The organism is Bacillus sp. FSL R5-0593, assembly GCF_038603755.1.
GTDB classification, from domain to species: Bacteria; Bacillota; Bacilli; order Bacillales; family Bacillaceae; genus Bacillus; species Bacillus velezensis.
The window spans coordinates 2,358,122-2,378,068 of the sequence record NZ_CP152011.1 but is presented as its reverse complement, the minus strand read 5'-3'; the positions used below and the strand labels follow the sequence as shown (position 1 = coordinate 2,378,068).

Annotated in this window: 24 protein-coding genes, 2 pseudogenes and 1 riboswitch; of the genes and pseudogenes, 15 read left to right on the top strand and 11 right to left on the bottom strand. The window is 43.6% G+C overall.

Going from position 1 to position 19,947, the window contains the following annotated elements:
- Positions 1–23: 23 nt before the first annotated feature.
- The 3 genes from NYE36_RS11700 (at position 24) to pbuX (ending at position 3,744) form a co-directional block, all read left to right on the top strand.
- Positions 24–1,526, top strand: a complete 1,503-nt coding sequence (locus NYE36_RS11700; protein ID WP_094032294.1) for a carboxypeptidase M32 — start codon at positions 24–26, stop codon at positions 1,524–1,526.
- 133 nt (positions 1,527–1,659) lie between these two features.
- A riboswitch (purine riboswitch) is annotated at positions 1,660–1,759 on the top strand.
- 99 nt (positions 1,760–1,858) lie between these two features.
- Positions 1,859–2,443 (top strand): xanthine phosphoribosyltransferase, encoded by a 585-nt coding sequence (gene xpt, locus NYE36_RS11695; RefSeq protein ID WP_094032295.1) that lies wholly within the window; start codon positions 1,859–1,861, stop codon positions 2,441–2,443.
- A complete protein-coding gene (gene pbuX, locus NYE36_RS11690) occupies positions 2,440–3,744 on the top strand; it encodes a xanthine permease PbuX (RefSeq protein WP_094032296.1) in 1,305 nt (434 codons plus the stop codon). Before xpt ends, pbuX begins: the two co-directional genes overlap by 4 nt.
- 245 nt (positions 3,745–3,989) lie before the next feature.
- Here the strand turns inward: pbuX and NYE36_RS11685 are convergent, their stop codons facing one another.
- Positions 3,990–4,265 (bottom strand): hypothetical protein, encoded by a 276-nt coding sequence (locus NYE36_RS11685; RefSeq protein ID WP_094032297.1) that lies wholly within the window; start codon positions 4,263–4,265, stop codon positions 3,990–3,992.
- A 348-nt stretch (positions 4,266–4,613) separates the two neighbouring features.
- Between NYE36_RS11685 and NYE36_RS11680 the strand changes: the two genes are divergently transcribed.
- Positions 4,614–5,180, top strand: a complete 567-nt coding sequence (locus NYE36_RS11680) for a cysteine hydrolase family protein (protein WP_094032298.1) — start codon at positions 4,614–4,616, stop codon at positions 5,178–5,180.
- A gap of 198 nt (positions 5,181–5,378) precedes the next feature.
- Here NYE36_RS11680 and NYE36_RS11675 read toward each other — a convergent pair whose 3' ends face one another.
- Positions 5,379–5,963 carry a DUF421 domain-containing protein gene (locus NYE36_RS11675; protein ID WP_053104013.1) on the bottom strand — a complete coding sequence of 195 codons (585 nt, stop codon included), beginning with the start codon at positions 5,961–5,963 and terminating at the stop codon, positions 5,379–5,381.
- Between the two features lie 736 nt (positions 5,964–6,699).
- Positions 6,700–6,963 (bottom strand): hypothetical protein, encoded by a 264-nt coding sequence (locus NYE36_RS11670; protein ID WP_032866282.1) that lies wholly within the window; start codon positions 6,961–6,963, stop codon positions 6,700–6,702.
- Positions 6,964–7,184: 221 nt separating this feature from the next.
- Between NYE36_RS11670 and NYE36_RS11665 the strand changes: the two are divergent.
- A pseudogene (locus NYE36_RS11665) lies at positions 7,185–7,482 on the top strand (MGMT family protein).
- Positions 7,483–7,510: 28 nt separating this feature from the next.
- Here the strand turns inward: NYE36_RS11665 and NYE36_RS11660 are convergent.
- The gene (locus tag NYE36_RS11660) at positions 7,511–8,119 is read right to left on the bottom strand and encodes a GNAT family protein (protein ID WP_020955973.1); all 609 of its coding nucleotides are present in this window, start codon (positions 8,117–8,119) and stop codon (positions 7,511–7,513) included.
- Between the two features lie 164 nt (positions 8,120–8,283).
- Here NYE36_RS11660 and NYE36_RS11655 point away from each other — a divergent pair, with 164 nt between their 5' ends.
- The 7 genes from NYE36_RS11655 to NYE36_RS11625 all read left to right on the top strand — a co-directional run bounded on the left by NYE36_RS11655 (position 8,284) and on the right by NYE36_RS11625 (position 15,349).
- Entirely contained in the window at positions 8,284–9,384 is a 1,101-nt protein-coding gene (locus tag NYE36_RS11655; RefSeq protein ID WP_094032300.1) for a 3-oxoacyl-[acyl-carrier-protein] synthase III C-terminal domain-containing protein, read from the top strand.
- Positions 9,384–9,890 carry an isoprenylcysteine carboxyl methyltransferase family protein gene (locus NYE36_RS11650; RefSeq protein ID WP_094032301.1) on the top strand — a complete coding sequence of 169 codons (507 nt, stop codon included), beginning with the start codon at positions 9,384–9,386 and terminating at the stop codon, positions 9,888–9,890. The genes NYE36_RS11655 and NYE36_RS11650 overlap by 1 nt, the downstream gene beginning before the upstream one ends.
- A gap of 72 nt (positions 9,891–9,962) precedes the next feature.
- Complete coding sequence (gene fbpC, locus NYE36_RS11645) at positions 9,963–10,058, top strand: Fur-regulated basic protein FbpC (protein WP_025284905.1); 96 nt, start codon at positions 9,963–9,965, stop codon at positions 10,056–10,058.
- A 183-nt stretch (positions 10,059–10,241) separates the two neighbouring features.
- Complete coding sequence (locus NYE36_RS11640; RefSeq protein ID WP_094032302.1) at positions 10,242–13,820, top strand: dynamin family protein; 3,579 nt, start codon at positions 10,242–10,244, stop codon at positions 13,818–13,820.
- A 68-nt stretch (positions 13,821–13,888) separates the two neighbouring features.
- Positions 13,889–14,146: a YpbS family protein gene (locus NYE36_RS11635; protein ID WP_040238965.1), complete on the top strand. Its 258-nt coding sequence runs from the start codon at positions 13,889–13,891 to the stop codon at positions 14,144–14,146.
- Between the two features lie 76 nt (positions 14,147–14,222).
- On the top strand, positions 14,223–14,366 hold the full coding sequence (locus tag NYE36_RS11630; protein WP_003153570.1) for a hypothetical protein: 144 nt from the start codon (positions 14,223–14,225) through the stop codon (positions 14,364–14,366).
- 95 nt (positions 14,367–14,461) lie between these two features.
- A complete protein-coding gene (locus tag NYE36_RS11625; RefSeq protein ID WP_094032303.1) occupies positions 14,462–15,349 on the top strand; it encodes a 5'-3' exonuclease in 888 nt (295 codons plus the stop codon).
- Positions 15,350–15,354: 5 nt separating this feature from the next.
- Here the strand turns inward: NYE36_RS11625 and sspL are convergent, their stop codons facing one another.
- The 3 genes from sspL to NYE36_RS11610 are packed head-to-tail and all read right to left on the bottom strand — an operon-like array spanning position 15,355 to position 16,614.
- Positions 15,355–15,483, bottom strand: coding sequence for a small, acid-soluble spore protein L (gene sspL, locus NYE36_RS11620; protein WP_003153575.1), 129 nt, complete (start codon positions 15,481–15,483; stop codon positions 15,355–15,357).
- A gap of 51 nt (positions 15,484–15,534) precedes the next feature.
- On the bottom strand, positions 15,535–15,927 hold the full coding sequence (locus NYE36_RS11615) for a reverse transcriptase-like protein (RefSeq protein WP_032873511.1): 393 nt from the start codon (positions 15,925–15,927) through the stop codon (positions 15,535–15,537).
- Between the two features lie 6 nt (positions 15,928–15,933).
- Positions 15,934–16,614 (bottom strand): queuosine precursor transporter, encoded by a 681-nt coding sequence (locus NYE36_RS11610; protein ID WP_015417685.1) that lies wholly within the window; start codon positions 16,612–16,614, stop codon positions 15,934–15,936.
- Positions 16,615–16,695: 81 nt separating this feature from the next.
- Between NYE36_RS11610 and NYE36_RS11605 the strand changes: the two genes are divergently transcribed.
- Together NYE36_RS11605 and NYE36_RS11600 are read left to right on the top strand one after the other, a co-directional pair.
- Positions 16,696–17,367: a ribonuclease H family protein gene (locus NYE36_RS11605; protein WP_094032304.1), complete on the top strand. Its 672-nt coding sequence runs from the start codon at positions 16,696–16,698 to the stop codon at positions 17,365–17,367.
- Between the two features lie 2 nt (positions 17,368–17,369).
- Positions 17,370–17,552, top strand: a complete 183-nt coding sequence (locus NYE36_RS11600; RefSeq protein ID WP_003153581.1) for a zinc-finger domain-containing protein — start codon at positions 17,370–17,372, stop codon at positions 17,550–17,552.
- A 26-nt stretch (positions 17,553–17,578) separates the two neighbouring features.
- On the opposite strand, the gene NYE36_RS11595 is transcribed toward NYE36_RS11600, so the two are convergent.
- Positions 17,579–17,836: a DUF2564 family protein gene (locus NYE36_RS11595; protein ID WP_007409519.1), complete on the bottom strand. Its 258-nt coding sequence runs from the start codon at positions 17,834–17,836 to the stop codon at positions 17,579–17,581.
- Between the two features lie 161 nt (positions 17,837–17,997).
- Between NYE36_RS11595 and NYE36_RS11590 the strand changes: the two genes are divergently transcribed.
- On the top strand, positions 17,998–18,180 hold the full coding sequence (locus NYE36_RS11590) for a hypothetical protein (RefSeq protein ID WP_012117812.1): 183 nt from the start codon (positions 17,998–18,000) through the stop codon (positions 18,178–18,180).
- Between the two features lie 51 nt (positions 18,181–18,231).
- On the opposite strand, the gene cspD is transcribed toward NYE36_RS11590, so the two are convergent.
- The 3 genes and pseudogenes from cspD to NYE36_RS11575 all read right to left on the bottom strand — a co-directional run bounded on the left by cspD (position 18,232) and on the right by NYE36_RS11575 (position 19,795).
- Positions 18,232–18,432, bottom strand: coding sequence for a cold-shock protein CspD (cspD, locus tag NYE36_RS11585; RefSeq protein WP_003153604.1), 201 nt, complete (start codon positions 18,430–18,432; stop codon positions 18,232–18,234).
- Between the two features lie 15 nt (positions 18,433–18,447).
- Positions 18,448–18,559 (bottom strand): annotated as a pseudogene (locus tag NYE36_RS11580) (hypothetical protein); the annotation flags it as partial.
- Between the two features lie 93 nt (positions 18,560–18,652).
- Positions 18,653–19,795 carry a diglucosyl diacylglycerol synthase gene (locus tag NYE36_RS11575; protein ID WP_015417683.1) on the bottom strand — a complete coding sequence of 381 codons (1,143 nt, stop codon included), beginning with the start codon at positions 19,793–19,795 and terminating at the stop codon, positions 18,653–18,655.
- Positions 19,796–19,947 lie beyond the last annotated feature (152 nt).

Genomic DNA, 19,947 nt, shown 5'->3' with positions numbered 1-19,947 from the left:
AGTGAAAAGGGAGGGGAACGGATATGGATTTACATACATATGAAAAAGAGTTTTTTGATCTGTTAAAAAGAGTATCCCACTATGTCGAAGCCATTGCACTTATGCATTGGGACTTAAGAACGGGAGCCCCAAAAAAAGGCTCTGATGACCGGGCGGAAAGCATCGGACAGCTGTCGGCTGACGTTTTTCAAATCCAGACATCCGACCGGATGAAAGAGCTGATCGACATCCTTCTCGCGCATGCAGAGGAGCTCTCTGAAGATACAGTGAAAGCGGCGGAACTTGCGAAAAAAGATTATGATCATAATAAAAAAATTCCTGAAGATGAGTATAAAGAATATGTCATTTTAACATCGAAAGCTGAAACGGCTTGGGAGAATGCAAAGGCGGACTCTGATTTCTCTATGTTTGCTCCGTACCTTCAGAAGCTGATTGATTTTAATAAGCGGTTTATTTCGTATTGGGGCTATGAAGATCATCCATACAACGCATTGCTCGATATTTTCGAACCGGGTGTTACGGTAAAGGTGCTGGATCAGCTGTTTTCTGAATTGAAGGAAGCGATTATTCCGCTTATCAAAAAAGTGACGGAATCCGGCAATAAACCGGACACTTCCTTTATAACGAAAACGTTTCCGAAAAAACAACAAAGAGACCTCTCCTTGTATTTCTTAAAAGAGTTCGGGTATGATTTTGACGGCGGCCGCCTGGACGAGACGGTGCATCCGTTTGCGACGACAATCAACCGGGGCGATGTGCGGGTGACGACCAGATATGACGAAAACGATTTCCGCACGGCAATTTTCGGAACGATTCATGAATGCGGGCATGCGATCTACGAGCAGAATATTGACGAAGCGCTGAGCGGAACGAACTTATCTGATGGTGCATCCATGGGAATTCATGAATCCCAATCATTATTTTATGAAAACTTTATCGCCAGAAATCAACATTTCTGGACCGCCTATTATGAAAAAATGGTTGAGGCTTCGCCTGATCAATTTCAAGATGTGAAAAGAGAGGACTTTGTACGCGCCGTAAATGAGGCGAAACCGACATTTATCCGAATTGAAGCCGATGAGCTGACATATCCGCTTCATATTATTATCCGTTATGAAATTGAAAAAGCGATTTTCAGCAATAAAGTGACAGTGGAAGAACTGCCTGCATTGTGGAATCAAAAATATCATGATTATTTAGGCATTACGCCGCCATCTGACGCCAAAGGCATTTTGCAGGACGTACATTGGGCGGGCGGCGATTTCGGCTATTTCCCTTCCTATGCGCTCGGATATATGTATGCGGCACAGCTGAAGCATACCATGCTTGACGATCTGCCCGAATTTGACCAATTAATAGAACGGGGCGATTTTGAGCCGATCAAACAATGGCTGACAGAAAAGGTTCATCAGCACGGAAGACGCAAAATGCCGCTTGACATCATAAAAGATGCAACGGGAGAAGAGCTGAACGTTCAATATCTCATTGAGTATCTCGTCGGCAAATATTCAAATTTATATTTATAAACGAAACGCCCGGCATACACCGGGTGTTTTTCTAAAAATTCTAAAAAGACGAATAATCGAAAACCAATTCTTTGTAAAAGTTCGGAAATATTCAAATTTCACTATGCAAAAGAAGTGTATCTTGTTATAATTTGATTAATATCATACGAACACTCATATAATCGCGTGGATATGGCACGCAAGTTTCTACCGGTCACCGTAAATGTCCGACTATGAGTGAGCAATGGAACGGCTTTATTCGGCCGTTGCGTGTAGATCATTCGGCATTGCTTGCTCTTTTTTTGGAGAGCGGGCAATGCTTTTTTATTTTTTTATAAGCGGGGGTAATCATTGTGGAAGCATTAAAACGAAAAATAGCAGAAGACGGAATTGTTCTTTCTGATCAAGTGCTGAAAGTGGATTCTTTTTTAAACCATCAAATTGATCCGGTTCTCATGCAGCAGATCGGCCGGGAATTTGCGCGCCGTTTTGAAAAAGACGAGATAACCAAAATCGTCACAATTGAATCTTCGGGCATTGCCCCTGCGGTGATGGCCGGCCTTGAACTCGGCGTTCCCGTCATCTTTGCGAGAAAAAGGAAGTCTCTCACATTAACGGATGATCTGCTGACGGCATCCGTCTATTCTTTCACGAAAAAAACAGAAAGTCAGATTGCAATCTCCGGAAATCATCTGTCGAAAGATGACCGCGTGTTAATCATTGACGACTTTTTAGCGAACGGACAGGCGGCAGAAGGACTTTTATCCATTGTAAAACAAGCAGGCGCAGCGGTTTGCGGGATCGGAATCGTCATTGAAAAGTCATTTCAGCCGGGAAGAGATGAGCTGATAAAAAAAGGATGCCGGGTCGAATCATTGGCGAGAATTCAATCGCTTGAAGACGGAAAAGTGACATTTGTACAGGAGGTCCGTTCATGAAAAACGGCTATGCCAAAACACTTTCCCTCGGTATCCAGCACGTGCTTGCCATGTATGCCGGCGCCGTCGTCGTTCCTTTAATTGTAGGAGCGGCATTGGGACTGAACGCAGAACAGCTGACATATCTCGTATCAATTGACATTTTTATGTGCGGGGCGGCTACGCTGCTTCAAGTATGGAGGAATAAATGTTTCGGCATCGGCTTGCCTGTTGTGCTTGGCTGTACGTTCACCGCGGTAGCGCCGATTATTTCCATCGGTAAGGAGTACGGGATTTCAGCCATTTACGGGAGCATTTTGGCATCGGGTCTGCTTGTCATTCTGCTGTCGTTTTTCTTCGGCAAGCTCGTATCCTTTTTCCCGCCTGTGGTAACCGGATCTGTCGTGACGATTATCGGGATGACCTTAATGCCGGTCGCGATGAATCATATTGCCGGCGGGGAAGGCAGCAAGGATTTCGGTGATCCGGCTAACCTTGCCCTCGGATTTACGGTGCTCGTCATCATCGTGCTGCTTTATCGGTTTACAAAAGGATTTTTGAAATCCATTTCGATTTTAATCGGCATTGTCATCGGGACGGTCATCGCATATTTTATGGGAAAAGTGCAATTTGACAATGTGGCGAATGCTGACGCAATTCAAATGATTAAACCGTTTTACTTCGGGACGCCGACATTTCATGCGGCACCGATTATTACGATGTCCATCGTTGCCATTGTCAGCCTTGTTGAGTCAACCGGCGTCTATTTCGCTCTCGGTGACCTGACAAACCGGCGCCTGTCTGAACGTGATTTAGCAAAAGGCTACCGCGCGGAAGGCCTGGCGGTATTCATCAGCGGCATTTTTAATGCTTTTCCGTACACGGCTTATTCCCAAAACGTCGGCCTCGTGCAGCTGACAGGAATTAAGAAAAACGCGGTTATCGGTGTCACGGGCGCACTTTTAATGCTCTTCGGCCTTTTTCCGAAAATCGCAGCCTTCACGACCATCATCCCGTCTTCCGTACTGGGAGGCGCGATGGTGGCCATGTTCGGCATGGTCATCTCCTACGGCATTAAAATGCTCAGTCAAATTGACTTTAAAAAGCAGGAAAACCTTCTGATTGTCGCGTGTTCGGTCGGATTGGGACTCGGTGTAACCGTCGTTCCCGATATGTTTAAGCACCTGCCGTCTTACTTAAATCTGCTGACCACAAACGGAATCGTCGCCGGAAGCTTTACCGCCGTCCTTTTGAATATTATTTATAATATGATTCCTAAAACGAAAAAAACCCTTGATGTGACAAGGGTTCAAGAGGGTTAGTTATCCGTTTTTCTTTAAAATAACATCTTATTTTATCCAGATCGAGGATGCTTCCGAAAGTTGATGAACTTTTTGCGAGGCATTCTCTTTTTTTATTAGTTTCATTGTTTGAAAAGAAACAAATTGAGTGATGAGGCATCCGCCTTATTTCGCCGAAAAACCGTCCTGGACTATATGTACGTGAACGAGTATCTTGTGCACGGATCCTTACAAATGAGAGTGAAAAGAAGGGAAAGCCCCTTCTTTTAATTAATCCATCCTTCAAAAGTTGCGCGATAGAACCCTTCGATTATCTCTACTTTCTTAAGGTAATATGTAACACCATTCTTAGCAGTTGTATTTGGGATATCCCATCTATGAAGGTAATCCATTGTAAAAGAATCTTTGGTCGCTTGTGTCGAAATTTTTGTTTGAGTTGAGTCGCTATTTGTATGACCAGGGCTAGATGCAAAAGTAGGGGCAGCGGAAACGAGTAAAGCGAGAGACAAGGCAGAACCAGTTAAAACTTTTTTTAATTTCATTTTAAACACTCCTTTGTTTTTTAATACACTTGTATTATCACATACAATACAAAAATAACCAAGGTTTTTTTTGTTAATATTTTGTGAGCGTGAATGTAGTTAGGGGCAGTCCTTTCATTCACTGTTGCGGCTTATTTCAGAATATTGATAAGTATATAGAGAAAAAGAGTTGAATATTGCTGGCTTCTGGTGAGCTGCAGCCTTTGAGTCAGTGCTTGCTTTAGCTATTCCAGCGCTTTTCCAACGGGGAAGGTGCGATATGAAATTTAACACTGAAATAATTGTACAAAAGTAAAATCTTTATTTAAAATGTTATAAATACGGATTTTCAATATAGGAGGTTATCTGATGGCAGAAAAGAAAAAAGCTTTAATCATTGTGGATGTACAAAAAGCCTTTGATGATAAAAAGTGGGGAGACCGAAATAACGTAAAGGCGGAAGAAAATATCAGCAAAATACTGAAATTATGGAGAGAAAAAGGATGGACAGTCATATACATACAACATATTTCTGATAAACCTGGTTCTTTATTTTATCCAAAAAATGAGGGGGTTGCTATAAAGGAAATCGTTAAACCTATGGATAAAGAAGTCATTATAACCAAGAAAGTAAACAGCAGCTTTATTGGGACTAATCTAGAAGAGCTCTTAAAAGCAAATGATATAACAACTGTCGTAATCACTGGCTTGACTACGCCGCACTGTGTTTCAACAACCACAAGGATGAGCGGTAATTTAGGATTTGATACATACCTGATTTCAGATGCAACAGCAGCCTTTGGAATGAGAGACCAAAATGATACATATTATGATGCAGAGACTATTCACAATATATCTCTGGCAACATTGCATGATGAATTCGCCACAATATTAACGACTGATCAATTAATCAATGATTTTATAAAAACTCACTGATTGACATTATGGCTAAGGCCGGCGGTGGGGATAGGCGGCTGAAAAGCATATTCAGGCGCATACAAGGACCTCGTCGGAAAATACGGGGATCACGATTGAAAAAAAGGCATCTGTTTCAGATGCCTTTTTGTTTGTTGCGGTCAACGGTTTGATTCGGCCTTAGTTTTGAATAGTAAAAAGGCTTTACCAATCAGCGAATTATTCAAACTTTTTTGGCTTGTGCTGAGTCTGGTGTCTTTTGATTTCCTCGAATAGATTGGCTTGATCATCTTTTTGAGGCTGAGGCTCTTTGTTAAGACATTTTGGATCGATCACATTTTTAAGATCTTTGATGGTTAAAGGCTTACAGTCATCTTTTAATTCGTAGCCTAATTGTCCATTAGCTTCTAAAGTGGCATATTTAATTGTGTTTATATCTGAAATGCCAAGAAGTCTTAAACGCATTTCGAGTTGATCTGCTGTCAGTCTCAGCTTCTTTAAGTTTTCTATATTGAGTTGGCCGTCTTCTATAACGAATTTAGATTTTCCGGTTAAAAAAGATTCAATCCAGTTTACTTTTACTTGAAACCATTCCATCAAAATCAAAGCGCTAAAAAGGATAGACGCAGCGATTAATGTTTTCAATAAACTGGTTTCTAAAATGGGGTGAACGATAATCGTACCGATTGAAATCATCACCATTGTCTGTGCAATGGTCATTTGTGCAATGGATTTTCTCCCTGAAATTCTCAGTAAAATCATTCCGAATGCAATTATAATTAATTCTTCCCAAGCAAATCTCATGTTATCACCTTGGATTGTGTTTTATCAAAAATAAAAGAGCAAGTAAGAGGTTTTATGGGGTACTTGCTCACGAAGAATTATTGCCCTTACATTTGATAACTAAAGAGGGGAGGAAAAACATTCCATGGCCTTTTGTTTACGTCAGCATATATCAAGAATAGAGTTACCTTAACATGAGCTGGGGAACTCAAGCGTCCATAGAAATGTTCTGAAGGATCTGGATTGATTCTTCGTAAAGAGTTGAGGCTCGGCTTTTGGATAGACATGTGATTCACTAAAGTGCTGCAGGATCCGATCAAAAAACCTATGGCAGGAGAGAATTTTAGATTATGTGTTTTTGCGTCTAAAAGCAGAAAACAGTACAACTGATAATGATCATTGGGTGAAATGAAATTACGCACCTAGGTGCTATATGTTGGATCAATTATAAAAGGCAGTGAAACTAGAAAAAGGGGCAAAGCCCCCTTCATATTAGTAACAGTGCTCATCATTCCCATACCAGATTCCGTTCCAGAAAGAAACTTCTTTTAGATACCAATTGTTCATATCCTCCAGAAGTTGCAAAAGCAGGAGATTCCGATACAAGTAGAGCAAGAGATAATTCAGAATCTGTCACAATTTTCAATTTTGACACTTCTTAGGTACATGTTAGCAATCATTTATTCTCTTATCGGCACTGTAACATATGGATTTTTTTTAGTTGTTGCTTAGAACAAACATTCCGCGTCATGAAAAATCAGCTTTTGTAAACGGCTGTCCAAGTGCCATCAGCACCATGGAAGGTGATGTTGTCTAAATAATAGGTGATTCCATTCCGGTAAATTGAAGTAGGATAATCAGGGCCGGAACCATTAAGTATGAACGTCGCCAAAGCAGATACTTCCTTCGTTTTACTTTCTGCAGAAGGTGTATCAGCAGGACCTGCGGCAAAAGCAGGGGCGGCAGAACAGAGTAAAGCGAGTGATAGGGCTGAGCCGGCTAAAGCTTTCTTCATTTTCATTGTAAACACTCCTTTTCTTTTTTAATACAATTGTATTATTACATATTATGTTAAATAAGTACATGCTTATCTTTGTTGATTTTTTGTGAACAAACAGATAATCTATTTAAACGCAGAGATGAAATAAGTATGATGATGAAGCAATTATCATCTATAAATATAAGATCAGGAAGTGGCTGATTTTCTCAAAAATCATCTGCTCTTGCGAAATGGGGAGTTGCATGACATTTACGGAACGGGCGGTAGCCATTATCTGAAGGAAAAGTGATGACGTATGGTCAAATTGCCGGTCTTGCGGGAAGTCCGCGGGGAGCGAGGCAGGTTGTGAGGATTCTTCACTCCATGAGTAAAAAGCATCGTCTTCCTTGGCACAGGGTCATCAATGCAAAGGGCGAAATCGGATTGAGAGACGAAGAGATGTTTTCTGTACAGAAGCTGTCTCTTGAAGCTGAGGGGGTAGCGGTCACGTCAGACGGACGGATCGATCTCAATTTATACGTATATGATCCGAATATGTGAAAAAACCTGCCGTATATCGGCAGGTTTTTCAGTTATATGCTGCGAGCCGGCCAGAAAGGTTTTGCCGGATATAAGGCCATTCCTCCCGAAGGATGGAGTAGTAGGCAGTATCTCTGAGGCCGCCGTCGACAGCCGGAATGTGTGCGCGACGGGTCCCTTCAAATTGGGCTCCGATCCGTAAAATTGCGGTACGTGAGCGCTGATTGCGAACGTCGGTTTTCAGCGTCACCCTGACAGCTTGCCACACGTCAAACGCATGCGTCAGCATCAGAAGTTTACATTCCGTATTGACACCGGTCCGCTGCACGGCAGAGGCATACCATGTGCTGCCGATCTCACACACTTCCGGAGCTGCGTCCGCCGTCCGCGTAAACACTTCCGCATCCATAAACCGCGTGCTTCCGACGATTCGGTCTGTTTCAAGACTCCGTACTGCAAAAGGCAATACAAGTCCTTTTTCATAATCGGAAAGCGCACGCTCAATATAACGCTTTGTTTCTTCGATTCCGTCAGGGACATGGGTGTAAGCGTAATTCGTCCTATTTTCTGAAGCAGCGTCACAAAGTGCCTGAGAGTGATCAATCGTCAGCAGCTCTAACTGAACGAGTGACCCTCTAAGAATGACAGGTGTCAGCATTCTTATCACAACCTTTTTTATGAATGGATCAAGTATAGTCGAACGGTTTCTTATTCAAAAGGGCCAATTTCCTATTAAAATGGCATGTCAGTGAAATCCTCGATTCAAACTTATGCATACATTCAGAAAAAAAGCGGAAACCTTTATGTAAAGAGGTGATGGGCATGGCATATGTGTTATCTGTCGGAACGAGCATTCCAAAGTATCATGTCTCGCAAGAAACGGCGGCGGATTTTGCGAGAGGGATGTTTGCCGATTCATTTAAGGATATTGATCGGCTGTTAAAAGCCTTTCAAAACGGCGAAATTGAATCAAGGCAGTTTGTCCGGCCGATTGAATGGTATAAAACGGCACGGGGTTTTTCAGAAAAAAACCGGCTGTATACGGAAGAAACCGTTAAGCACAGTGCGGATGCAACGCTTGATTGTTTAACAAACCCGGATTGTTTAACAAATCCCTTTCCATATGAAAAAGTGGATGCGATCTTTTTTATTTCCAGCACCGGGCTTTCAACACCCAGCATTGAAGCGAAAGTGATGAATCAGCTACCGTTTTCTGCGAAAACAAAACGGATACCGATCTGGGGCTTAGGATGCGCGGGCGGAGCGGCCGGCCTGTCCAGGGCGTACGAATACTGCCGCGCGTATCCTGAAGCATACGTGCTTGTCATCGCGGCTGAACTTTGCAGTTTAACGTTTCAGCCGAACGACAAGTCAAAAAGCAACTTAATCGGAACCTCCCTGTTTGCGGACGGGATTGCCGCATTACTAATCGGAGGAGAAAAGGCGAACCGAAACGACGTCAAACAGCCGCTTCTTCCGCGGATATTCGCCACTCAATCGGTGATGATGCCGGATGCGGAAGATGTGATGGGCTGGGAATTCACCGACAGCGGTTTTCAAGTCATCTTTTCAAGAGACATTCCCACCCTGGTTTCACAGTGGCTGAAGGACAATGTTGATGAATTTTTATTTGAATATGGTGTCAGTCCTCACGACATTAAAACCTTTCTTGCCCATCCAGGCGGGAAAAAGGTCATTGACGCCTATTTAACGAGTCTTTCAATGGACACCGGTCAGCTTGCGGCATCTCGGAAGGTGCTGCAAAAACACGGGAACATGTCTTCCGCAACTATTTTTCATGTGATAAAAGAACAGTTGCTCCGCGGACGGCAGAAAGAAAACGAAAAAGGGCTGATCGGCGCTCTCGGGCCGGGATTTTCGTCTGAGCTTTTGCTGTTCAGCTGGGAAAAGGGGGCTTCTTAATGTTTTGGCTGTTTATCATGGTGCTTGCGGCCCAGCGGATTGCGGAGATGATCGTGGCCCGGCGCAATGAGCAAAAGGTGAAAAAGCAAGGCGCAGTCGAATACGGAGAAGGACATTATCCCTTTCTCGTCCTGATGCACGTGCTCTTTTTTGTCTCTCTTACAGCTGAGGTGGCGGCGTTTCAAAAAACGCCTTCTCCAAGGTGGGCCGCCATTATATGTATTATTTTATTTGTACAGGGGATCAGGTATTGGGCGCTATTATCATTAGGGCGGTATTGGAATACGAAAATCCTTGTCGTGCCGGATGCGGAGCTTGTCAGAAAGGGGCCGTACAGGTGGATGAAGCACCCGAACTACGCGGTCGTCGTCTTAGAATTTATTTTTCTGCCGCTGTTATACGGAGCGTATTGGACACTGTTTCTCTTTTCGATTCTCAATGCCTGCATGCTCACTGTGAGGATTCACGCCGAAGAGAAAGCGCTAGAAGAAAACACCGCAAAATAGAGATTGAAAATCATTCTCACTCATGATAAGATATAAATATGAAAATGATTCTCATTCAAGGTGGTGCCGAAAATGACAATGTTATTTTTATTTGCAGCCGTTTGTACATACAGTGTTTTAATTGGTTTCGTATTGAAAAAAGTTTCGAATAAATCGATGTCTTCTTAAACATCTGCGGTTTTTCCTGCCGCGGATGTTTTTTCTTTATCAGCTGCCGATATCGGCGGCTTTTTTGCGTTTCCTGAAGAAAAGTGAGCCATTCTTGTGTAAAATGGGGGAGAGGTTTTTTTCAGAGCTTTCTAAAAATGAAAAACGTCATTTGATGCGACAGACACAAAGGGGTAAAGACACATGACAGAAGAAGAACGCCATAACAGGGAGATTTTCAGCAGAACGGGTGCCTTATACGCACAATTTTTGGATCATCAGGATGAAAAACGGGCCGATCAGCTCGCGGCCATTATGAAAAAAGCGGCTGATGAAGAGGTTTATATCGCGTTTACCGGGCATTATTCGGCCGGAAAGTCCTCTTTATTAAACACATTGCTCGGTGAAGACATACTGCCGACAAGCCCGATTCCCACAAGCGCCAACCTCGTTGTCATCCGGCACGGTGAAGATAAAGTCGTGCTTCATACGACGGGGGGGGCTTATGCAGAAATTAAAGGAAGTTACGATAAAGAACAAGTGCAGCAATTCTGTAAAGACGGTGAGCAAATTGAAACGGTGGAAGTCTATGCCGGCTTTAAGGAGTCAGAGCCTTATGCGGCCTACATTGACACACCGGGAATTGATTCGACGGACGAAGCGCACTTTTTATCTGCCGCTTCGGTTCTGCATCAGGCTGACGCTTTATTTTACGTCGTTCATTATAATCACGTCCATTCAGAAGAAAATATGCTGTTTCTCAGCTCCATTAAAGACCGTATTCCAAATTTGTTTCTGATCGTCAACCAAATTGACAGACATGATGAAACTGAAACGAAGTTTGAAGAGTACCGCAGGCAGGTGGAAGACATGCTTGAAGGCGCGGGAATACCGAAAGAATCGCTTTTCTTTACGTCTGTCACAGAGCCTGACCATCCTTTAAACGGCATGGAACAGCTGAAAAAACATCTGCAGAAGCTGAAACAGCAGGCAAAAACAAATTTATGGTCCTTAACGGAGAGAAAAGTTGCACACTTAGTCAAAGAGCATACAGAGATGCTCGTAAAAGAAGATAAAAACGGCAGCGGAGAGCAGTTTGACAAACAAGAAGCACTTGTCCGTTCTGTTGAAGATGAGCTTAAACAAGCCGTTCAACAGGCTGAAACAGCAGAGAAAGACATCAGAAAAGACGTGCAGAACATATTGCAAAACGCTAATCTGACACCCTTTGAGATGAGGGAGCTTGCATCTGCTTATATTGAATCACAGCAGCCCTCATTTAAAACCGGATTATTCTTTTCAAAAGCGAAAACGGCTTCGGAAAAAGAAAGAAGGCATGCTGAATTTTTTGCCGATATTAAAAAAAGAACGGAAGGGGAAGCGGATTGGCATATTATCGACACATTTACGAAAGCGGCCAAGCGGTATGAAGCGGATTCGGACGAACTGATCAAGAAAATCCAGGCGTACCGCACACCGCTTTCTGATGATATCACCGCTCAGGCCCTTAAGCAGGGAGCGGCCTTTTCATCTGAATACGTATTAACTTATACGAAAGACCTCGCTGAAATGATCAGAAGGGAAGCCAAAAGACAGACAGCGGAACTCATTGAGGAGCTGACCGCTTATGTTCAGACAAAAAACGGACCGCTCATTGAGAACTTGAAAAACCGGCTCGAAAAAGAAAAGAAAATAAGGGATGAGCTCGCGCAATCGGCAAAAGAAGAACGCAATGCCTTGGAAAAAGCAGCCCGCGTCCGCGCTTTGTGGGAAGAAGAATTGACCTGTGATACGGGAAGCGGCGACTGGTATACGCGAAAAAAACGCCTTGCAAAAGCGCCCGTCCAAAAGAAACCAAAAGAGGCTGTACAGCATGAAGTAAGCAAGCCCGAAAAAAATGCGATGAAGGAACTCCCTATAAAAGAGCAGACTGATCGGTTCTATGAGCTTGCCGGGATTCTTGAATCCTCAAGCATTTTAGGCAAACAGGCAGAAGCCTTTCGAAGCAGGATTGAGCGGCTTGAAAACCGCCAGTTTACCTTGGCGTTATTCGGCGGATTCAGTTCCGGTAAATCATCATTTGCAAATGCGCTTGTCGGTGAATACGTGCTTCCATCATCACCGACGCCCACAACGGCTACGATCAACAAAATAACGAAACCGCAAGACGGCAAACCGCATAAAACTGCGGAGATCGTTTTTAAAACGGAAGAGGAGCTGGATGCTGAAATGCTTCAGCTGACTGAGCTGAAAGACGCTGACGTAAAGGGGCGTTCACTGAAAGAGAGATGGAATTATGCCATTAAAAAGGGAAAAATTCCGGATGAACTCATCCCGGTGATTCAGACGATGCTGCAGGCGTTTGATGCGTATGAAGAACAGATCCGTCAAAGGCTGACACTGTCGGTGCCGGTTGAAGATTTAAAACCGTACGCAGCCGAAGAAAAAACGGCCTGCTGCGTAAAAGAAGTCACCGTGTATTATGATTCGCCTCTCACGCAAAAAGGCATCACCATTGTTGATACGCCGGGAGCAAGCAGTATAAACAAGCGCCATACGGAACTTGCCTTTCAATATATAAAAGATGCTGACGCGTTCTTTTATATGACGTACTATCAGCATTCTTTTTCAAAAGGAGACAGGTCCTTTCTGAAGAAACTCGGCCTCGTCAAAGAATCATTCGGCATGGATAAAATGTTTTTTGTCATTAACGCCGCCGATCTGGCCAAAACCGAAAGCGAACTGGAAACCGTCAAAGACTATGTCCGCTCAGAACTCTCAAAAGAGGGGATTAACCGGCCGAAATTATATCATGTCTCAAGTAAAGAAGAGCTTGCGGGTAAAAAAGCAGCTTTTTATAACAGGTTCTCTGATGTAAGAACCGGGCTTGAGCACTTTATTGAGGAAGATGTAATGAGGGCCAGCTGCGCCCAGCTGAAAACAGAGGCGGACAAATTGTGCGATATGGTGGAACAGCTTCACGAATCTCTTCACCAGTCGGCAGAAGAAAAAGAGAAAAAGAAACAGCGTCTGGAGTTCTCCTATGAAAAAGCTCTCGCTGACATTTCAAAGCGCCGTACGTCTGAGGTCATCATTCGAAAAGTGATGAAAGATACGGAAGAACAGCTCTACCACATTAAACATCGCCTGACGTTTTATGCGAATGATATGCTGAAAACCGCCTTCCATCCGGGTCTTCAAAACGGTGATTGGAAACGAAATATATCAGCGGCGCTGAATGAAGCGCTCAAGGAATTCCGTTTTGAATATATTCAAGAGCTGAAAACGCTCGATATCCGAATGACCGGTTTTATTGAGCGCCATATGACTGAGGAATGGATGGAAAACTGTCAGAAGAAGCTTATGGAAGACGGAGATTTCTCCATTTATGTGAGCGGTGAAAACGAATTTGCCGTTCAGCTGAAAGAGGTCGCTCCGGTCATTGACGTCTCGGCATTCTCACATCACGTAAAGGAAGTTAAATCACCGAAGCAGTTTTTTGAACAGAACGGAAAAGCAGCGTTTGTAGAAGGGCTCAGGCTGAGCCTGCAAAAAGTGACAGAAAAGTGGCTTGAGCAGGAGAAAGAAAGCCTTTCAGAGCGATATGCTGAGCAGGTGCGCCGTCTGCAAGAAGACATGGCGGATAAAAGCCTTTCCCAGATCCGCGAGCAGCGGGACACTTATTTACAAGGTCTTGCGGAAAATACGAGTGCAAGGGAAATTGAACACCTTTACGAAGCCGAAAAAGCATGGAAAAAGAAAGATGAAATGCTGAAAATTTAAAAATCCGCTTGGCGGGCAGATAACAGTCGTGGTAGACTAAAATGAAAAAAAGCGAGATGAAACCTTTTATGTCAGAAGTCCATAAAGCAATTTCAGCACATTCCGCAAAACAGCATCAGCACGTCAAAACATTTGTACAGCTTGATTATGAGCGTGAACAGGCCATTGAAGAAGCCGTTGTAAAATGCAGACAGAATAAACCGTTCACGACAGATGCCATCAATGGCATCACCGCAAAAATGAACCAGCTGGCGAAAAAGGGCATCGTGCCGCAAAGACGATTCGTAAGTGAAGCGATGGTGAAAGAATTCGTCAGCAGACAGTAATGGATGAACCTGCCGCGTGTGTCATCAGCACTTGCTGTACATACTATCCGTATCTTCTCTAAAGGGGGATATGACCATGGGCAGAACAAAACTGGGAAACAGAAATGCTCAGCAGAATAACAATGCCAAAAAGAAAAACGGCTTCGGACAGAAATTTGATTCTTATGCCGGCCGTGAAGCTGAAAAGCTGATGGCAAGCAATAAAAGACACGGTGAGTAAACGTGACGGCAGCATCTTCCAAATGGGGGGATGCTGTTTTTTTACCGCCTTCTTTGGTAAAATAGGAACATTGAATAAAAAAGGAGTTTCGATATATGAATAAAAAATTACTGCTCGTTGACGGCATGGCGCTTTTGTTCCGCTCGTTTTTCGCGACGGCCGTTCATCGCAATTTTATGATAAATGAAAACGGAATTCCCACAAACGGAGTCAACGGTTTTTTAAAGCATCTTATTACGGCGGTTGATACGTTTCAGCCTACACATGTCGTCTGCTGCTGGGATATGGGAAGCAAAACGTACCGCAATGATTTGTTTCAAGATTATAAGGCCAACAGAAGCGAACCGCCGCTAGAGCTGATTCCGCAATTTGATCTAGCGAAAGAAGCAGCGCGAGAGCTCGGTTTTTTAAACATCGGCATAAAAGGCTATGAGGCGGATGACTGTATCGGTACGCTTTCTGCCCTATTTTCCGGGGAAGCGGAAATTACGATTGTAACGGGTGATAAAGATCTGCTTCAATTGCTGAATCATCAAGTTCAAGTAGCGCTGCTGCAAAAGGGTATCGGTAATTATAAGGTATATACAGATGAGATATTCAGAGAAGAAACGGGAGTTCCTCCAAAAGCGCTGATTGACATTAAGGCGCTGATGGGAGACACGAGCGATAACTATCCCGGCGTTAAAGGGATCGGGGAAAAAACGGCGTACAAGCTGATCCGTGAATATCAAAACATAGAGCGGTTATTAGAAAGCCTCGCTCTCTTGCCGAAGGGCCAGCAAACGAAAATTCAGCAAAGCTTGAAAGAATTGGAGCTGTCAAGGCAGCTTGCTGAAATACATTGCGAGGTGCCGTTAGTCTGTACGCTTGAAGAAGCGCTTTTTTCATTAAAGATGGAAGAGGCGGCATTAATGCTCAGACGTCATCAGATAAAAGGAATTGAAAGGATGCTCGAAAAGCTGAACGCCAGAGAGATCAGCTGATCCCTCTAGCGTTTTGTATTGCTTTTTTTTGCGTTGTTTTCAAGGGCTGATTTCGGGTCTTTATGCGCATTTCCTTCCATATTTCCCTGAGGATTCACGCCCCCGGTCAGCCTGCCTTTATTTTCTTTTCTCATAGCTGTTCACCTCATTTGTAGGATGAACAGTGAGACGCAATTTCATTCCGGTTATTTATTCAGCCGAATCGCTTTTTTTGCGAGCTGATCGGCTGTTTGGTTTTGTCTGCCGGGAATCCACTTAATGAAAAACAATGGAAATCCGGCCTTTAACTGGATGATTTCGTCCACAAACGGCTGGAAAGCCTTGTTTTTAACCGCTTCAAGATCTGCGGCCCGCTCCACGATATCCGAATCCGTCCGGAATGACACGGACTCAAATCCGCGGGCGGCACACAGCTTCATTCCTTCAATTAAAGCGAGAAATTCAGCTTCCTGATTTGAATGGTCGCCGATCGGAATTGAGAAAGATTCTGTTTTCCCGTCATGTTTAATAAAAATACCGATACCGGACGGGCCCGGGTTTCCGGCGCTTGCACCGTCTACATAAATTTCAGCGGGCATCATCCGTCACTCTCCCTTCGGTGTCATTCGTTTTGCCGCATACGCATAAGGGACAGAAATGAGTGATACCGCAAATTTAATCAGGTAAGTTGAAATGAAGATGCTGAACCATACGCCCGCGGAATAAACGCCGATAAAGGCCACGGCAGTGAAGATAAATGTATCCAGCAGCTGGCTGAGCGCCGTGCTTCCGCTGTTTCTGAGCCAGAGAAGCCTGTCTGAAGGAAAGATTCTCCGAATGGCTGAATATACATAAACATCTATCGTTTGGCTGAAAATAAAAGCCAAGAGGCTTCCGAGCGCAACACGCGGGAGAAAACCGAAAATCGTCTCAAGGGCAGGCTGTGCGATATCTGACGCAGCCGGTTTATATAAAAGAGCCCCCTGCATGGCGCATGTCAAAGCGAGCAGAGTGGAAAACCCGAGCCAGACGGCTTTGCGCGCTTCCTTGGGACCGTATTTTTCATTCAGCACATCCGTTGCGAAGAAAACGGTGCCGTACATGATATTTCCCAGTGTCGCCGTAAGCCCGAACAGCTCGACTGTTTTGACAACCTGCAAGTTGGCGCACACCGTGGCGAAACCGATCCATACGAATAGGCCCGTTTTGCCAAATCCTTTATAAAACAGAAGAACAATGATAAAATGAATGACCGCAAATAAGATCCATAACACATCGTTAAACAAAACCTGCTGACTTCCTTTCAATTTGAGAATGGTTTGATTATAGCACACGCCCGTCAACTAATGAATGGTAAGGTGATTTCAATGAATCTAAAGCCGTATATCGAAATAGAAGCAAAAGGAACAGGCCCTGTCGCGTTTTTTTCCGAAGATTGGCTGACCGTTCCGAAAGCGCGCATGCTTGCAAGAGAAGTCAGCCGCTTTCCTTATATAAAAGACATTCATTTTGAGGATGAAAAAGGCGCGAGCTGGACGCTTAAAGAATTAGAAAAGCTTACTGAAGAGCTTGCGCACGAACCTGACGACATTACAGTGTATTTCGACGGCGGCTTTGACAAAACAAGCGGACGCGCCGGACTCGGAATTGTCGTGTATTATTCTCTCGGCGGCAAGCGGCACCGCATACGAAAAAACAAAAGCTTAACGCTTCAGACGAACAATGAGGCGGAATATGCCGCTTTATACGAAGCGCTTAAGGAAGTGCAGGAACTTGGCGCAAGCAGAAATTCAATCACGATAAGAGGGGATTCCCTCGTCGTTTTGCATCAGCTTGACGGCAGCTGGCCGTGTTATGATGAAACGCAAAACGAATGGCTGGATAAAATTGAAGCGCTGCTCGAATCCTTAAAGCTGACACCGACATATGAAGCCGTAAACCGAAAGGAAAATCAAGAAGCGGATGACCTTGCCAGAAAAATTCTCTCGGACCGGCAGATTGAAAGCCGCATAACATTAGAAGGTAACGGAGATGACTGATATTGGATAAAAAAAGCATTTATAAAGAATTGACAGAGCTTCAGGATGAATATTGCAAAGACTGTTTCGTAAAAAAGCATTTCCGCAAAGAGTTTGGAAAAACGCACGCTCATTCTTTCTGCATCAACCAATGCACAGTGGGGGAGAAGCTGAAAGCCTACGGCAAGGTGCTGACAAATCAATAAAAAATAAAACCGCAGCTTCTGCGGTTTTATTTTTCGAATTCATCGAGCTGATGCTGGCAATCGTCGAGAAGCATTCGCTGCTTTTGCAGAAAATCCTGGTCGAGAGCTTGCAGTTCACTGGATTGTGACATTGTTCTGGCATCCTGAATCGCCTGGTAAGCAGATTCCACCAAAGTTGAATTTTGGCCCCGGGTAGCCGCTCCCGTTGTTTTCTGGGCCGTTTCCACCGCTAATTCAAGCTGGCGTTTATCCGTCAGTCCGTTTGGGAAAAATTCAGAGTCCATTAAAAAACACCTCCGCAAATAGTTTGGAGATTTTTTTTAGAAATATGTACGGAAAATAGAAAAAAATATAGAAAATAAGCCGATATAACTATTGAACCTGATTAATTAGGGCTTATTTACTATTATTCAGGGTATCTTGGGAGAGAAGGGAAAAACCAGCCGTGAATGATAAAGATTTAAAAACAATCCTTCAGCAGACATTTAAAGAAATATACGGTGATTTGGGAAGTTTAGCGGAAATGGCAAAAAAAGGAATGCCGTCAATGGAGAAACAAATTGAAGAAATTGAGCAGCGCTGCAAGCAGAATCTTGTCGCAATTGAGATTCAGACGGCAATCAAATAGGAGAGGCATACGCCTCTCCTCTATTTGTCATCTGATCAACATGTATTGAGTTTAGAGTTTTACAACATTAGAAGCTTGAGGTCCACGATTACCTTCGACAATTTCAAAAGAAACTTCTTGTCCTTCTTCTAATGATTTGTATCCTTCTCCTTCGATAGCAGTGAAGTGAACAAATACGTCGTCTCCGCCTTCAACTTCGATGAAGCCGAATCCTTTTTCGTTATTGAACCATTTTACTTTACCGTTTTGCATATTGCTTAATTCCTCCTAGTACTGTAGCACCTTCGTGCTAAAAAAAATTTTGTCATCATCCAACCGTACGTATGTAAACGTTGTTAAATGATGGTTCAACTATACACCATATGGGAGCGGACGTCAAGCGGCCGCTCCCTATTTTTTATCTTTATTTTTCCAGTCACAAAGCTTAACCGAAAAAAACAAAAAGCACACGAATCGTTCGTGTGCTTTTCTCTTACGATAATGCCATATCCGCCTTTTCGGCCATCATTTCAGATTCTTTTATAATGTCCTGCAAAATGACTTCAGAGGAGTTAGGGAGGTGCAGGCTTTTAATATTGTCCTTCATCCGGTTCAGCTTCTCCTCATCCGCGAGAAGGGAGGTGACAGACTCTAAAATTTCTTCGTGGCGGTTGACCACGACAGCCGCACCGCGATCTTCAAAGAAAATGGCATTTTCTTTTTCCTGTCCGGGAACCGGTTTGTACAAAATAACGGGTACTCCGATCGCCGTCGCTTCCGTCAGTGTGATGCCGCCCGGTTTCGTGATCATACAGTCCGTAATACGGAACAGCTCGTCAATTCTTTCTACATAGCCCAGGACTTTCAGCCGGTCGGCATTGTCACCTTCCAAGCTGCTGAGGGATTCTTTCAGCGAGCTGTTTTTGCCGCATACCACCACAACCTGCACCTGATCGTCATGAACGAGATTTTCGCACAGTTCTTTTACGTTTTTCAGCACACCATGCGCTCCCGCCATAATAAGAAGAACTTTTTTGTCGGGAGAGAGATTGTATTTTTTATAAATCGGCTCTTTCGGCATCGATTCCTCGAATTGAGGCCTGATGGGAATGCCCGTGATCTTTACGTTGTTCGGGTGAGTGCCGATTTCAATCAGTTTTTCCTTCACGTAATCTGTGGCGACATAATATTTATCAACATTTTCATGAACCCAGATTTTGTGAAGGCAGAAATCGGTCATAACGTTGAACGTCGGGATCACTTTTCCGGTTCTCCGTCTGTATTCCGGTACGACAATCATCGGAAATGTATTGATAATAATGTCCGGCTTATGCTCTTCGACGAGCTGGCCTAAACGTTTATTTCCCATTTTAAAATAAATATTGAATTTGCGTTTATTATAGATTTTGTCAACTCCGTAATAAAACAAACGATAAAACTGTTTCCCGATTGAGAAGCTTTTTAAATAAAGGTATTGAGTAACCTCTGAAACAATCGGATTTGACTCTTGATACAAATTGGAAACCGTCACATCTAAGCCGAGACGCAGACATTGTTCGTAGAGCGTTTTGGCCACTTGAACATGCCCGTTTCCGTAATTTGCAGTCAAAATTAATACTTTTTTATTGGTATTCAAGTAAATTCACCTCAATGTAATCAACAACAAGCAAGCTTCATGCATCGTAAGGAGTTATTGTCTATAGATAAACATAACACAAGTGCATCATTTTATAATAAGCGCGGCAACATATTTAAACTAAATTTAATTGATATGTTCCATTATTTTAA

Coding starts and splice junctions, on each gene's coding strand:
- NYE36_RS11700 (WP_094032294.1), top strand. CDS start 24: ATGGATTTACATACATATGAAAAAGAGTTTTTTGATCTGTTAAAAAGA.
- pbuX (WP_094032296.1), top strand. CDS start 2,440: ATGAAAAACGGCTATGCCAAAACACTTTCCCTCGGTATCCAGCACGTG.
- NYE36_RS11685 (WP_094032297.1), bottom strand. CDS start 4,265: ATGAAATTAAAAAAAGTTTTAACTGGTTCTGCCTTGTCTCTCGCTTTA.
- NYE36_RS11680 (WP_094032298.1), top strand. CDS start 4,614: ATGGCAGAAAAGAAAAAAGCTTTAATCATTGTGGATGTACAAAAAGCC.
- NYE36_RS11675 (WP_053104013.1), bottom strand. CDS start 5,963: ATGAGATTTGCTTGGGAAGAATTAATTATAATTGCATTCGGAATGATT.
- NYE36_RS11670 (WP_032866282.1), bottom strand. CDS start 6,963: ATGAAAATGAAGAAAGCTTTAGCCGGCTCAGCCCTATCACTCGCTTTA.
- NYE36_RS11660 (WP_020955973.1), bottom strand. CDS start 8,119: ATGCTGACACCTGTCATTCTTAGAGGGTCACTCGTTCAGTTAGAGCTG.
- NYE36_RS11655 (WP_094032300.1), top strand. CDS start 8,284: ATGGCATATGTGTTATCTGTCGGAACGAGCATTCCAAAGTATCATGTC.
- NYE36_RS11650 (WP_094032301.1), top strand. CDS start 9,384: ATGTTTTGGCTGTTTATCATGGTGCTTGCGGCCCAGCGGATTGCGGAG.
- fbpC (WP_025284905.1), top strand. CDS start 9,963: ATGACAATGTTATTTTTATTTGCAGCCGTTTGTACATACAGTGTTTTA.
- NYE36_RS11640 (WP_094032302.1), top strand. CDS start 10,242: ATGACAGAAGAAGAACGCCATAACAGGGAGATTTTCAGCAGAACGGGT.
- NYE36_RS11635 (WP_040238965.1), top strand. CDS start 13,889: ATGTCAGAAGTCCATAAAGCAATTTCAGCACATTCCGCAAAACAGCAT.
- NYE36_RS11630 (WP_003153570.1), top strand. CDS start 14,223: ATGGGCAGAACAAAACTGGGAAACAGAAATGCTCAGCAGAATAACAAT.
- NYE36_RS11625 (WP_094032303.1), top strand. CDS start 14,462: ATGAATAAAAAATTACTGCTCGTTGACGGCATGGCGCTTTTGTTCCGC.
- sspL (WP_003153575.1), bottom strand. CDS start 15,483: ATGAGAAAAGAAAATAAAGGCAGGCTGACCGGGGGCGTGAATCCTCAG.
- NYE36_RS11615 (WP_032873511.1), bottom strand. CDS start 15,927: ATGCCCGCTGAAATTTATGTAGACGGTGCAAGCGCCGGAAACCCGGGC.
- NYE36_RS11605 (WP_094032304.1), top strand. CDS start 16,696: ATGAATCTAAAGCCGTATATCGAAATAGAAGCAAAAGGAACAGGCCCT.
- NYE36_RS11595 (WP_007409519.1), bottom strand. CDS start 17,836: ATGGACTCTGAATTTTTCCCAAACGGACTGACGGATAAACGCCAGCTT.
- cspD (WP_003153604.1), bottom strand. CDS start 18,432: ATGCAAAACGGTAAAGTAAAATGGTTCAATAACGAAAAAGGATTCGGC.